The organism is Streptosporangium sp. NPDC002721 (assembly GCF_042888905.1).
Classification (GTDB): domain Bacteria; phylum Actinomycetota; class Actinomycetes; order Streptosporangiales; family Streptosporangiaceae; genus Streptosporangium.
In genome coordinates, this window is the sequence record NZ_JBIAQI010000028.1 from 73,439 (window position 1) to 86,107 (window position 12,669).

A 12,669-nucleotide genomic window follows, 5' to 3' on the forward strand; every position below is an offset into this window, starting at 1 on the left:
CCGCGTGAGCACGCTGACGCTCCTCGCTCCCGGGGACGAGTTCACGCCTCCGGGACTCGAACTCTTCGACGCCGCCCCGATCATCTCCGGTGTCGCCTGGTTCACGAAGCCGGTGCTGCTGGCCCTGCTGAGCACGATCATCGTCATCGGCTTCTGCTGGTCGGCCTTCGGCAGCCCGAAGCTGGTGCCGCGGGGCGTGCAGAACATCGGCGAGATCGGCTACATGTTCGTCCGCGACCAGGTCGCCCGGCCGTTCCTCGGCAAGGACGCCGACCGGTGGATGGGCCTGCTGCTCAGCATGTTCTTCATGGTCTGGGTCTGGAACCTGATGGGTGTCATCCCCGTCGTGCAGTTCCCGGTCGCCTCGCACATCGCCTTCCCGATCGTGCTGGCCCTCAGTGTCTACGTCCTGAAGATCTACCTGGGTGTCAAGCACCAGGGCGCGATCGGCTACTTCAAGAACATGATGTTCCCTCCGGGGTTGCCCAAGCCGATCTACGTGCTGCTGGCCCCGATCGAGTTCCTGTCCAACATGATCATCGCGCCCTTCACGCACGCGGTGCGACTGTTCGCCAACATGTTCGCCGGCCACATCATCCTGGCCTTCTTCAGCCTCGTCGGCTTCTGGTTCCTCTTCGAGAAGCTCACCCCGCTGGGCGCCCCGCTCGGCGTGGTCGGCGTGGTCATGACGATCGCGATGACGGGCTTCGAGATGTTCATCCAGTTCCTGCAGGCGTTCCTCTTCGCGATGCTCGCCGCGATGTACATCGGCAACTCGCTCCACGCCGACCACTAGACGCACAGACCTCCCTCGAATATCCAGACCGGTGAGCCCTCACCGGCCGACCTGTAAAGGAAACACAACACCATGGCAATGGGAATCCTCGCTGAGGTCACCGGCTCCCTCGGTTCCATCGGCTACGGCCTCGCCGCCATCGGCCCCGGCATCGGCGTCGGCATCATCTTCGGTCAGGGTGTGCAGGCCATCGCCCGCCAGCCCGAGGCCTACGGCCTGATCCGCCAGAACATGCTGCTCGGCTTCGTCCTCACCGAGGCGCTGGCCCTCATCGGCCTTGTCGCGCCGTTCATGTTCGGTCAGTAAGACGCAGAAAACCTCTGACGGAAGGCTGCACAAATGATTCAGGCAGCTTCGCTCCTGGCGGCGGAGGAGGGGGCTAACCCCCTCATCCCGCACACCTACGAGCTTGTCGTCGGCGGCTTCGCCTTCTTCGTCGTCCTCTTCGTCGTCGGCAAGATCCTCACCCCGCGCATCCAGAAGACCCTGGTCGAGCGGACCGATGCGATCGAAGGCGGCATCAAGCGAGCCGAGGACGCTCAGGCCGAGGCCCAGGCGCTGCTCAAGCAGTACAAGGACCAGCTCTCCGAAGCCCGTCACGAAGCCTCGCGGCTGCGTGAGGAGGCCCGTGAGCAGGGCGCGCAGATCAAGGCCGAGCTCCGCGAGGAGGCCCAGGCCGAGGCCCGCCGCCTGGTCGAGGCCGCGCACCTGCAGATCGAGGCCGACCGCCAGCAGGCGTTCGCCCAGCTCCGCACGGAGCTCGGCCGCCTGTCGATCGAGCTGGCCGGCCGCATCGTCGGCGAGTCCCTGGAAGACGAGGCGCGCCAGCGCCGTACCGTCGACAGGTTCCTCGAGGAGCTCGAGTCGAGCAACGCGGCGGTCCGCTGATGACACGGCGAACCAGGCGTGACGCGCGAGTGTCGGTGAGCGGCTGATGAGGGGCCTGAGCAGGACCTCGCTGGCCGAGGTCGAAGAGCGCTTCAACGCCGTGGCGGGAAGCGCGGACCTCGGCACGCTGGCCGACGAGCTTTTCTCGGTCGCCGACCTGTTCGACCGTGAGCACGGCCTCCGCCGTAACCTCTCCGACCCCGCCCGGCCCGCGGCCCAGAAGGCGCAGATCGTGCGGGTGCTGCTGGAGGGCAAGGTCAGCGACGCCGCGCTGGAGACGGTCGTCGCGGCCGTGTCCGCGAGGTGGGCGCGCTCGGGCGACCTGGCCGACTCCCTGGAGCGCCTCGGCGTCGTCGCGGCCTCGGCCGAGGCGGAGGCGCAGAGCAGGCTCGACGACGTCGAGGACGAGCTGTTCAGGTTCGGGCGCATCGCCGCCTCGAACCTGGAGCTTCACCGGACCCTGACGGCGCCGGCCGCTCCCGCGGGGGCCAAGCAGGAGCTCCTGGGCTCCCTGCTCGCCGGGAAGGTGGCACCCACCACCCTGCGGCTGGTCACCCAGCTCGTGCTGCATCCGCGAGGACGTAGCCTGGAGGGCGGGCTCGAGGAGTTCGGCAAGCTGGTCGCCGCCCAGCGGCAGCGCCTCGTCGCGGTGGTGCGCAGCGCCGTCGCGCTCTCAGAGGAGCAGAAGCAGCGTCTCGCCACGTGGCTGCGCACCTCGTACGGCCGCGACGTTCATCTGAACGTCGAGGTGGATCCGCGGGTGCTGGGAGGGTTCTCGGTCCACATCGGGGACGACCTCATCGACACCACCATCGCGGGACGAATCGAAGAAGTCCGCCGCCGGTTGGCCGGCTAGGCGAATAGGGAGACTGAAGAGAGATGGCGGAGCTTACGATCCGGCCGGACGAGATCCGGGACGCACTTGAGCGCTTCGTCCAGGCGTACGAGCCGGAAGGTGCCGCGCGCGAGGAGATCGGGACCGTCGTCGACTGCGGCGACGGTATCGCCCATGTCTCCGGCCTTCCCTCGGCGATGGCGAACGAGCTGCTTGAGTTCGAGGACGGCACGCGTGGCCTGGCACTGAACCTGGACGTCCGGGAGATCGGTGTCGTTGTTCTGGGCGACTTCAGCAAGATCGAGGAGGGCCAGTCGGTCCGCCGGACGGGCGAGGTCCTGTCCGTGCCGGTCGGCGACGGCTTCCTCGGCCGAGTGGTCGACCCGCTGGGCGTCCCCCTGGACGGCAAGGGTCCCATCGAGTCCGAGAGCCTGCGCGCCCTCGAACTCCAGGCCCCCTCGGTGGTCCAGCGCCAGCCGGTGAAGGAGCCGCTGCAGACCGGCCTCAAGGCGGTCGACGCCATGACGCCGATCGGCCGCGGCCAGCGCCAGCTGATCATCGGTGACCGTGGCACGGGCAAGACCGCCGTGGCCGTGGACACCATCCTCAACCAGCGGGAGAACTGGCTCTCCGGCGACCCCGACAAGCAGGTTCTCTGCGTCTACGTCGCGGTCGGCCAGAAGGGCTCCACGATCGCCCAGGTCAAGGGCCGCCTCGAGGAGGCGGGCGCGATGGAGTACACCACCATCGTCGCCGCTCCGGCGTCCGACCCGGCCGGTTACAAGTACCTCGCGCCCTACACCGGCTCGGCCATCGGCCAGCACTGGATGTACCAGGGCAAGCACGTCCTCATCGTCTTCGACGACCTGACCAAGCAGGCCGACGCCTACCGCGCCGTCTCCCTGCTGCTGCGCCGTCCGCCGGGCCGCGAGGCGTTCCCCGGCGACGTCTTCTACTTGCACTCCCGCCTCCTTGAGCGCTGCGCGAAGCTGTCCAAGGACATGGGTTCCGGCTCGATGACCGGTCTGCCGATCATCGAGACGAAGGGCAACGACGTCTCGGCGTTCATCCCCACCAACGTCATCTCCATCACCGACGGCCAGTGCTTCCTCGAGACCGACCTGTTCAACGCGGGTGTGCGTCCGGCCATCAACGTCGGTGTCTCCGTCTCCCGAGTCGGCGGCTCCGCGCAGATCAAGGCGATGAAGCAGGTCGCCGGCACGCTGCGCCTGTCGCTGTCGCAGTTCCGTGACCTGGAGGCCTTCGCCTCCTTCGCCTCCGACCTGGACGCGGCCTCCCGCGCCCAGCTGGAGCGCGGCCAGCGCCTGGTCGAGCTGCTCAAGCAGGCCCAGTACAGCCCGTTCCCGGTCGAGAAGCAGGTCGTCTCGGTGTGGGCCGGCACGACGGGCGAGCTCGACGAGGTCCCGGTCGAGGACATCCGCCGCTTCGAGACGGAGTTCCTCGACTACCTGGGCCGCGAGCACAAGGGCATCTTCGACGGCATCCGCGAGACCAAGCAGCTGCCCGACGACGCGGTGACCGCCCTCAAGGACGCCATCACCGAGTTCAAGAAGAGCTTCGAGACCTCCTCCGGTGAGTACCTGGTCAACGACGAGCCGGTCGCCGCGCTCGGCGAGGGCGAGGTCGGCCAGGAGAAGATCACGAAGCGAGTCCGCACGGCAGAGAAGAAGTAGCCGATGGGTGCCCAGCTAAGACTGCTGCGGCGGCGGATCAAGTCGGTCAAGTCCACGGCGAAGATCACCCGCGCCCAGGAGCTCATCGCCTCGTCCCGCATCGTCAAGGCGCAGCAGCGGATGCAGGCCGCCGTGCCCTACGAGCGCGAGATCACCCGCGCGGTCACGGGCGTGGTCAGCAACACCTCCAGCACCGACCACCCGCTCACGGTGGCCAAGGAGCAGCCCGCCAGGGCCGCCGTCCTGATCGTCACCAGCGACAGCGGGTTCTGCGGCGGCTTCAACGCCAACATCCTGCGTGAGGCCGAGGCGCTCGGCAACCTGCTCAGGGACAGGGGCGTCGAGCCCGTGCCCTTCGTGACGGGCCGCAAGGGCGTCGCCTGGCACGCCTTCCGCAACCGTGAGATGGGCGGGCAGTGGACCGGCTTCTCCCGTAAGCCCGCCTACTCCGACGCCAAGGAGGTCGCGGGCACGTTGATCGAGGCCTTCTCGGCCGAGGACGGGGTGGACGAGATCCACATCGTCTCCACCGAGTTCGTCTCGATGCTGACGCAGGAGGTCGTGGTCAAGCGGATCCTTCCGCTGGAGGTCGAGGAGACCGCCGAGGACCCGTCCGACACGCCGCTGCCGTACTTCGAGTTCGAGCCCACCGCGGGCGAGGTCCTCGACACGCTGCTGCCGCGTTACGTGGAGTCGCGCATCTTCACCGCGCTGCTCCAGTCGGCGGCCTCCGAGGAAGCCTCGCGCCGCCGGGCCATGAAGTCGGCCACCGACAACGCCAACGAGCTCATCCGCGTGTTCACCCAGCAGATGAACCAGGTCCGCCAGGCCGAGATCACCCAGGAAATCAGCGAGATCGTCGGCGGCGCGAACGCGCTGGCTGACTCCGCAGCGGGGAAAGAGTGAAATGACTGCACAGACTGTTGAGACCGGCGTGGGCCGCGTCGCGCGGGTCACCGGTCCCGTCGTCGACGTGGAGTTCCCCGTCGAGGCGATGCCCGAGATCTACAACGCCCTCAAGGTGGACGTCGAGCTGCAGGGCGAGGCCAAGGTCCTCACCCTGGAGGTCGCCCAGCACCTGGGTGACAACCTCGTCCGCGCGATCTCCATGCAGCCCACCGACGGCCTCACCCGTGGCGCCCCGGTGACCGACACCGGCGCGGCCATCTCGGTCCCCGTCGGCGACGTCGTCAAGGGCCACGTGTGGAGCACCCTCGGCGAGTCGCTGGACGTCGAGACCTCCTCGCTCCAGATCAGCGAGCGCTGGGGCATCCACCGCCCGTCGCCCGCCTTCGACACCCTCGAGTCGCGCACCGAGATGCTGACCACCGGCATCAAGGTCATCGACCTGCTCACCCCGTACGTGCAGGGCGGCAAGATCGGCCTGTTCGGCGGCGCGGGCGTGGGCAAGACCGTTCTGATCCAGGAGATGATCCGCCGGGTCGCCCGCAACTTCGGTGGCACCTCGGTGTTCGCCGGCGTCGGCGAGCGCACCCGTGAGGGCAACGACCTCTGGCTGGAGATGGAGGAGGCGAACGTCCTCAAGGACACCGCCCTCGTCTTCGGCCAGATGGACGAGCCCCCGGGCACCCGTCTGCGCGTCGCGCTCTCCGCCCTCACCATGGCGGAGTACTTCCGGGACGTCCAGAAGCAGGACGTGCTGCTGTTCATCGACAACATCTTCCGGTTCACCCAGGCCGGTTCCGAGGTGTCCACCCTGCTCGGCCGCATGCCGTCCGCGGTGGGTTACCAGCCGACCCTGGCCGACGAGATGGGTGTCCTCCAGGAGCGCATCACCTCGACCCGCGGTCACTCGATCACCTCCATGCAGGCGATCTACGTCCCCGCGGACGACATCACCGACCCGGCCCCGCACAACGCGTTCGCGCACCTCGACGCGCAGACCGTTCTCTCGCGGCCGATCTCGGAGAAGGGCATCTACCCCGCGGTGGACCCGCTCGACTCCACCTCGCGGATCCTCGACCCGCTGATCGTCGGCGAGGAGCACTACCGCGTGGCCCAGGAGACCAAGCGGATCCTGCAGAAGTACAAGGAGCTGCAGGACATCATCGCGATCCTCGGTATCGACGAGCTCTCGGAAGAGGACAAGGTCACCGTCAACCGAGCCCGTCGCATCGAGCGCTTCCTGTCGCACCCGATGTACGCCGCCGAGGCCTTCACCGGCCAGCCCGGTGAGAACGTCCCGCTGGACGAGACCATCGCCTCGTTCAAGGGCCTGTGCGCCGGCGACTACGACCACCTGCCCGAGCAGGCGTTCTTCATGGTCGGCGGCATCGACCAGGCCGTGGCCAAGGCCAAGGAACTCGCCCGCTAGTCGCCTTCGGCGCCGGTACGGTCACGCGGCCGTACCGGCGCCTGGTTCGATAAGGAACTGGAGAGAAAGTGGCGAAGCTGCGAGTAGGCGTCGTCTCCCCGGAGCGTGAGATCTGGTCCGGTGAGGCCGACATGGTGATTGCCAAGACCGTCGACGGCGAGATCGGTATCATGCCTAAGCACGCACCCGTGCTCGGCGTTCTCGTCGAGGGCGGTCTGCTGAAGATCAAGCGGGGCGACGGCGAGTCCGACCTCGTCGCCGCCGTCCACGGAGGATTCCTCTCGGTGGCCGACGACGAGGTGTCGATCCTCGCCGAGCTGGCCGAGCTGGGTTCCGAGGTCGACGTCGCCCGCGCGAAGAACGCGCTGGAGCGGGCTCAGGCCTCGGTCGAGGCCGACCAGGAAGACGCGGACGCGGCCGCCGAGGCCAAGCGTGCCCGGGCCCGGCTGCGCGCGGCCGGAGAAGAAGTCGGATAAATTCTGCTTCTTAGGCTGTACGCGCTTTTGGGGGGCGAGCAGACATGGTGGTGGATGTTCTCATCGTGCTGGGGCTGCTCGTCGCCCTCCTGGGGCTCAGGGTTTTGATACTGACCCGCTCCCGGGGATCGGTGCTCTGTTGCCTGCGCTCCCTGTCCAAGGAGCGAGGCTGGCGGGTCGGTGTGGCCCGCTACGCCGACGGCCACCTCAACTGGATCCCGCTCATAGGTCTGCTTCCAAGGCCGCGCCACGTCATCGTGAGGCGCGGCCTTGTCGTTTCCGGGCGTCGCAGGGTCGGGTCCGGCGAGTTCTTCGGGTTCATCGAGGGTGTGACGGCGATCGAGTGCCGCAACGGGCAGGACGCCTTCGAGCTCGCCATGGGGTACCGGGCGCTGACCGGTTTCGTCGCCTGGCTGGAGTCGGCCCCGCCCAGCGCCTATCTCGACGTCGCCTGACCTGGTTTACGAGGTCAGCGGGTGCCGCCGGGCTTCCAGAGGATCTCGTCGCCGTTCGAGGCCACCCGGCAGAGGATGAACATCAGGTCGCTCAGCCGGTTGAGGTATCTCGCGGTGAGCGGGTTCACGTCGTCGTGGGCCTCCAGCGCCGACCAGACGGTCCGCTCGGCCCGCCGGACCACGGTCCTGGCGACGTGCAGCGCGGCCACGGCCGGGGTGCCGCCGGGCAGGATGAAGCTGCGCAGCGGCTTCAGGCGCTCGTTGAACTCGTCGCACCGGGCCTCCAGCCACTCGACGTAGGAGGGCTCGACCCGCAGCGGCGGGAACTCGGGGTTCTCCACGAGCGGGGCGCACAGGTCGGCCCCGACGTCGAACAGCTCGTTCTGGATCCGGGACAGGACCGCGGTGACGTCCGCCTCCAGGGTCCCCGTGGCGAGGGCGACGCCGATCGCCGCGTTGGCCTCCTCGACGTCGGCGTAGGCGGCCAGGCGCGGGTCGGTCTTGCGGGTGCGGCTCATGTCGCCGAGCGCGGTCGTGCCGTCGTCCCCGGTGCGGGTGTAGATCTTCGAGAGCACCACCGGCTTGTCTCTGTCAGCTCGCGTCATGTGGCTCAGCGTATCGGCCAAAAAACTCTCCTGATTAACCCGATAGTGGACAATATGATTTGTCGATGGTTTCTGGTTTCTACCTGCGATTCCCCCACATCTCCCACGAGACGCTGACCTTCGTCGCCGACGACGACGTCTGGGCGGCCCCGGCGGACGGCGGCCGGGCGTGGCGCCTGTCCTCGGACCGGGCCCCGGCGGCCCACCCCCGTCTCTCCCCCGGCGGTACGAAGGTCGCCTGGACCGGCGTCCGCGACGGCGCCCCCGAGGTCTACCTGGCGGATCTGGAGTCCGGTTCGGCGGAGCGGCTGACCTATTGGGGAGACGCGCGGACCCGCACCCGGGGCTGGACGCCCGAGGGCGGGGTGCTCGCGATCAGCGCGACCGGCCAGCCGTTCGTCTCGCGGACCTGGGCCTACGTGCTCGGCGAGGGACGCCCCGAACGGCTGCCGTACGGTCCGGTCAACGATCTCTCGGTCACGGGGGACGCGGTGGCGCTGCTCACCGGGGGGCTCGCCCGCGACCCGGGGACCTGGAAGCGCTACCGGGGCGGCACGGCGGGCCGCCTGTGGCTGCGCCAGGGGGAGGGGGACTTCGGCCGGGTCCTGGCCGACCTGGACGGCCACCTCGCCAACCCGATGCTCGTCGGGGGGCGGCTCGTCTTCGTCTCCGACCACGAGGGCGTCGGCAACCTCTACTCCTGCGAGCCGGACGGCTCCGGCCTGCGCCGTCACACCGACCACGAGGTCTTCTACGCCCGGCACGCCACCACCGACGGGACCCGGATCGTCTACCAGAACGCCGGGGACGTCTATCTCCTGGACGGTCTCGACGCCGAGGCCCGCAAGCTCGACATCACCCTGGGCTCCCCGCTGCGGGGGCGGCAGCCGTACCAGGTCAGCGCGGGCAGGCGGTTGCACGACCTGGCCGTGGACGCGACCGGGCGGGCCAGCGCGGTGGAGGTCCAGGGGTCGGTGCACTGGGTGACCCACCGGGACGGCCCGGCGCGGCAGCTCAGTGACGGCCTGTCGGCGGGGCTGCCCCGCGTCCTCGGCGACGACCGCGTGGTGTGGGTCTTCGACGACGGCGGGACGCAAGGGCTGGAGATCGCCCCGGCGGGGGGCGGGGAGCGCCGCAGGATCGCCACGGGCGCGCTGGGCGAGGTGGGGGACCTGGCCGTCGCGCCCGACGGGAACACGGTCGCGGTGAGCGCCAGGGACGGGCGGCTGCTCCTGGCCGACGTGGCCTCCGGCGAGGTCGTGGAGCTGGCCCGGGCCGACGGGGAGATCCACGGCCTCAGCTGGTCGCCCGACTCGGCCTGGCTGGCCTGGTCGCACCCGGACGGCCCGCAGCTGCGCAGGATCAAACTGGCCAGGGTGGCGGACCGGGTCGTGACCGACGTCACCGACGGCCGGTTCGTGGACATCTCGCCCGCGTTCGCGGGGGACTATCTGGCGTTCCTGTCGCGGCGCGGCTTCGACCCGGTCTACGACGCGCACTCCTTCGACATGTCCTTCCCCTTCGGCTACCGGCCCTACCTGGTGCCGCTGTCGGCGTCCACGCCGTCCCCGTTCGCGCCCAGCTCCGCGGGGCGGGCCGCCGACTCCGGCTCGGGCGACGACGACGGCAGGAAGGACGACGGCGCGGTCGCCGTGGACCTGGAGGGCATCGCCACCAGGGTCGTGCAGGTGCCGGTGCCCGAGGGGCGCTACTCGGACCTGCGGGCGGTCAAGGGCGGGTTCGTCTGGCTGCGGGAGCCGCTGGCCGGGGAGCTCGGCGAGGACAGGGACGAGGTGGGGGGCGAGGCGCCCCGCCCGGCGCTGGACCGCTACGACCTGGTCAAGCGCAAGTGGGAGGAAGTGGTCGACAAGCTCGACTGGTACCGGGTGAGCGGTGACGGCACCCAGCTCGTGGTCAGCGACAAGGGCACGCTCACGGTCCGTCCCGCCGTGGGCAAGCCGGGGGGCAAGAACGGCGACGACACGACCGTCGACCTGTCCAGGATCCGGATCACCGCCGACCCGGCGGCGTTGCGGCGGCACGCCTACGCCCAGCTGGGCCGCCGGATGCGCGCCGACTTCTGGGTCGAGGACATGGCCGGCGTGGAGTGGGAGGCCGTGCTGGAGGAGTACCGGCCGCTGGTGGACCGGGTCGCCACCGCCGACGACTTCGCCGACCTGCTGTGGGAGGTCGTGGGAGAGCTGGGCAGCTCGCACGCCTACGTCGACGCCGCTCCCTGGGGCCACCCGGCCTCCGACCCGATCGGGCTGCTCGGCGCCGACCTCTCCAGGGGCGACGACGACCGCTGGCGGGTGGACCGGGTGCTGCTCGCCGAGTCCTCCGACGTGCACGCCCGCTCGCCGCTGGCCGGGCCGGGGCCGGGCGTCCAGGCGGGGGAGGCGCTGCTCGCGGTCGACGGGCGCCCGGTGCCGCCCGAGGGGCCCGCACGGCTGCTGGTCGGCGCCGCCGACAAGCCGGTCGAGCTCACCCTGGACGGCGGCCGGCGGGTGGTCGTCACGCCGCTGCGCGACGACCGGCGCCTGCGCTACCAGAACTGGGTGGCCGCGTGCCGGGCCCGCGTCAGGGAGCTCGGCGGCGGGCGCCTCGGCTACCTGCACATCCCGGACATGGTGGCCGAGGGCTGGGCGCAGTTCCACCGCGACCTGCGCAGGGAGATGACCTTCGAGGGGCTGGTGGTGGACGTACGGGGGAACCGGGGCGGCCACACCTCCGAGCTGGTCATCGAGAAGCTGATCCGCAAGGTCATCGCCTGGGACCTGCCCAGGGGCATGACGCCGATCACCTACCCCGAGGACGCGCCGCGCGGCCCGCTGGTCGCGATCACCGACCAGAACGCCGGGTCCGACGGCGACATCGTCACCGCCGCCTTCAAGATCCACAAGCTCGGGCCCGTGGTGGGCACCCGTACCTGGGGAGGGGTCATCGGCATCGAGGACGCCCACCGCCTGGTCGACGGCACGCGCATCACCGTGCCCAAGTACTCCTTCTGGTTCGAGGGGCTGGGCTGGGGCGTGGAGAACTACGGCGTCGACCCGGACGTCGAGGTCGACATCGCCCCCGACGACTGGGCCGAGGACAGGGACCCGCAGATCGAGGAGGCGGTACGGCTCGTGCTGGCCGCGCTGGAGGAGCGCCCGGCGGCGACCCCGCCCGACCCGGCCACCCGGCCGTCCAGGCGGCGTCCCGCACTGCCGCCCCGCCCGTAGCGGCACCCGGCCGTTCCGCCGTTGTCCCGGCCGTAGTGACACCCGGCCGTCCCGGCGGCGTCCCGGCCGTAGCGGCACCCGGCCGTCCCGGCGGTGTCCCGCGCCGCCGTCCCGCCCGTGGTTGACATTTGTCATCCGAAACGCATCAGGAATCACTGCCCTTCCGGTGATATCGGCGACTACCTGGGGGAACGCGGGACGACGACGATTGTCCCCATGAGAACACCACAGGTGACGGACCCGCCCGGCGCCGCCGCCGGCCTCGACAACGTGATCGAGGTCGGCGGTCTGCGGCAGGCGTACGGCGACTTCGAAGCGGTGCGCGGCGTCTCCTTCACGGTCCCGAGGGGCGAGCTGTTCGCCCTGCTCGGCACGAACGGTGCCGGCAAGACCACCACCGTGGAGGTCCTGGAAGGGTTCCGGACCCCCACCGACGGCAGCGTCCGCGTGCTCGGGCTCGACCCGGTCAGGCAGCGCCGGAAGCTGCGGCCCCACGTGGGGATCATGCTGCAGGAGGGCGGCTTCCTCGGGGACCTCACGGTCGCCGAGACCGTCGGCCTGTGGGAGGGGTTCAGCCGGGACGCGGGCAGCGCTACCCGCGCTGCCCGCGCGGGCACCCCCGCCGGACCCTCCTCCGGGACGTTCTCCCCCCTCGGCCGGCGCAGGGGCACGGATCCGCGGGTCATGGACGCGCTGGAGGCCGCGGGGCTCGGCAGGAAGGCCAGGACCCGGGTGCGGCAGCTCTCCGGCGGCCAGCGGCGCAGGCTCGACCTCGCGCTGGCGGTGATCTCCCGGCCGGAGGTGCTCTTCCTGGACGAGCCGACCACGGGCATGGACCCCGAGGCGCGCCGCGCCACCTGGAAGGTGATCGAGGACCTGCGGGCGGGCGGCACCACGGTGCTGCTCACCACCCACTACCTGGAGGAGGCCGAGCGCCTCGCCAACCGGCTGGCCATCATGCACGAGGGCAGGATCCACCTCCAGGGCGACGTCGAGGAGGTGGTGGCCGGGTCGGGTGACCGGATCTCCTTCCGCCTCCCCGGCACGTCCTGGTCCTTCGGGGACCTTCCCTCGCTGGACGGCGTGGCCCCGGTACTGACCTACGGCGGCGACACAGGTGACACGGGGATCACCTACATCCTGACCGGGGCGGGGGGCGAGGCCCGCGCGCACGCGGCGGTGCGGCGGCTCCTGGAGTGGGCCGACGCGCGGGAGGAGACCCTGGGACGGCTGGCCGTGCGCCGGGGGACCCTGGAGGACGTCTTCATGCGCGTGGCCGGGGAGACGCAGCCCGAAGGGGAGAGAGCCGGATCCGGCGGGCCGGTGGCGGCGGGAACGGCGAGAAGGGGCGAATGACC

At 70.3% G+C, this 12,669-nt stretch carries 12 protein-coding genes; 11 read left to right on the plus strand and 1 reads right to left on the minus strand.

Going from position 1 to position 12,669, the window contains the following annotated elements:
* Positions 1-4 precede the first annotated feature (4 nt).
* The 9 genes from atpB to ACFYWM_RS34350 all read left to right on the plus strand — a co-directional run bounded on the left by atpB (position 5) and on the right by ACFYWM_RS34350 (position 7,479).
* On the plus strand, positions 5-796 hold the full coding sequence (atpB, locus tag ACFYWM_RS34310; protein WP_389922536.1) for a F0F1 ATP synthase subunit A: 792 nt from the start codon (positions 5-7) through the stop codon (positions 794-796).
* Positions 797-874: 78 nt separating this feature from the next.
* A complete protein-coding gene (gene atpE, locus ACFYWM_RS34315; RefSeq protein ID WP_030906562.1) occupies positions 875-1,102 on the plus strand; it encodes an ATP synthase F0 subunit C in 228 nt (75 codons plus the stop codon).
* A gap of 33 nt (positions 1,103-1,135) precedes the next feature.
* Positions 1,136-1,684 carry a F0F1 ATP synthase subunit B gene (locus ACFYWM_RS34320; RefSeq protein WP_350973495.1) on the plus strand — a complete coding sequence of 183 codons (549 nt, stop codon included), beginning with the start codon at positions 1,136-1,138 and terminating at the stop codon, positions 1,682-1,684.
* 46 nt (positions 1,685-1,730) lie between these two features.
* A complete protein-coding gene (locus ACFYWM_RS34325) occupies positions 1,731-2,540 on the plus strand; it encodes a F0F1 ATP synthase subunit delta (RefSeq protein ID WP_389922539.1) in 810 nt (269 codons plus the stop codon).
* Positions 2,541-2,563: 23 nt separating this feature from the next.
* The gene (atpA, locus tag ACFYWM_RS34330) at positions 2,564-4,213 is read left to right on the plus strand and encodes a F0F1 ATP synthase subunit alpha (RefSeq protein ID WP_389922542.1); all 1,650 of its coding nucleotides are present in this window, start codon (positions 2,564-2,566) and stop codon (positions 4,211-4,213) included.
* A 3-nt stretch (positions 4,214-4,216) separates the two neighbouring features.
* Positions 4,217-5,119, plus strand: a complete 903-nt coding sequence (locus ACFYWM_RS34335) for a F0F1 ATP synthase subunit gamma (protein ID WP_389922545.1) — start codon at positions 4,217-4,219, stop codon at positions 5,117-5,119.
* Position 5,120: 1 nt separating this feature from the next.
* Entirely contained in the window at positions 5,121-6,548 is a 1,428-nt protein-coding gene (gene atpD, locus ACFYWM_RS34340) for a F0F1 ATP synthase subunit beta (protein ID WP_386155494.1), read from the plus strand.
* A gap of 68 nt (positions 6,549-6,616) precedes the next feature.
* Entirely contained in the window at positions 6,617-7,024 is a 408-nt protein-coding gene (locus ACFYWM_RS34345) for a F0F1 ATP synthase subunit epsilon (RefSeq protein ID WP_389922547.1), read from the plus strand.
* A 44-nt stretch (positions 7,025-7,068) separates the two neighbouring features.
* Positions 7,069-7,479: a DUF2550 domain-containing protein gene (locus tag ACFYWM_RS34350; RefSeq protein WP_344744681.1), complete on the plus strand. Its 411-nt coding sequence runs from the start codon at positions 7,069-7,071 to the stop codon at positions 7,477-7,479.
* A 14-nt stretch (positions 7,480-7,493) separates the two neighbouring features.
* On the opposite strand, the gene ACFYWM_RS34355 is transcribed toward ACFYWM_RS34350, so the two are convergent.
* Positions 7,494-8,084: a cob(I)yrinic acid a,c-diamide adenosyltransferase gene (locus ACFYWM_RS34355; RefSeq protein WP_389922551.1), complete on the minus strand. Its 591-nt coding sequence runs from the start codon at positions 8,082-8,084 to the stop codon at positions 7,494-7,496.
* Positions 8,085-8,149: 65 nt separating this feature from the next.
* Here ACFYWM_RS34355 and ACFYWM_RS34360 point away from each other — a divergent pair, with 65 nt between their 5' ends.
* Both ACFYWM_RS34360 and ACFYWM_RS34365 read left to right on the plus strand, forming a co-directional pair.
* On the plus strand, positions 8,150-11,311 hold the full coding sequence (locus ACFYWM_RS34360; RefSeq protein WP_389922554.1) for a S41 family peptidase: 3,162 nt from the start codon (positions 8,150-8,152) through the stop codon (positions 11,309-11,311).
* Between the two features lie 216 nt (positions 11,312-11,527).
* The gene (locus tag ACFYWM_RS34365; RefSeq protein ID WP_389922557.1) at positions 11,528-12,667 is read left to right on the plus strand and encodes an ABC transporter ATP-binding protein; all 1,140 of its coding nucleotides are present in this window, start codon (positions 11,528-11,530) and stop codon (positions 12,665-12,667) included.
* Positions 12,668-12,669: the final 2 nt, after the last annotated feature.

Excerpts from the sequence above, each read along its gene's own strand:
- atpE (WP_030906562.1), top strand. The coding sequence starts at position 875 with ATGGGAATCCTCGCTGAGGTCACCGGCTCCCTCGGTTCCATCGGCTAC.
- ACFYWM_RS34320 (WP_350973495.1), top strand. The coding sequence starts at position 1,136 with ATGATTCAGGCAGCTTCGCTCCTGGCGGCGGAGGAGGGGGCTAACCCC.
- ACFYWM_RS34325 (WP_389922539.1), top strand. The coding sequence starts at position 1,731 with ATGAGGGGCCTGAGCAGGACCTCGCTGGCCGAGGTCGAAGAGCGCTTC.
- atpA (WP_389922542.1), top strand. The coding sequence starts at position 2,564 with ATGGCGGAGCTTACGATCCGGCCGGACGAGATCCGGGACGCACTTGAG.
- ACFYWM_RS34335 (WP_389922545.1), top strand. The coding sequence starts at position 4,217 with ATGGGTGCCCAGCTAAGACTGCTGCGGCGGCGGATCAAGTCGGTCAAG.
- atpD (WP_386155494.1), top strand. The coding sequence starts at position 5,121 with ATGACTGCACAGACTGTTGAGACCGGCGTGGGCCGCGTCGCGCGGGTC.
- ACFYWM_RS34350 (WP_344744681.1), top strand. The coding sequence starts at position 7,069 with ATGGTGGTGGATGTTCTCATCGTGCTGGGGCTGCTCGTCGCCCTCCTG.
- ACFYWM_RS34355 (WP_389922551.1), bottom strand. The coding sequence starts at position 8,084 with ATGACGCGAGCTGACAGAGACAAGCCGGTGGTGCTCTCGAAGATCTAC.
- ACFYWM_RS34360 (WP_389922554.1), top strand. The coding sequence starts at position 8,150 with ATGGTTTCTGGTTTCTACCTGCGATTCCCCCACATCTCCCACGAGACG.
- ACFYWM_RS34365 (WP_389922557.1), top strand. The coding sequence starts at position 11,528 with ATGAGAACACCACAGGTGACGGACCCGCCCGGCGCCGCCGCCGGCCTC.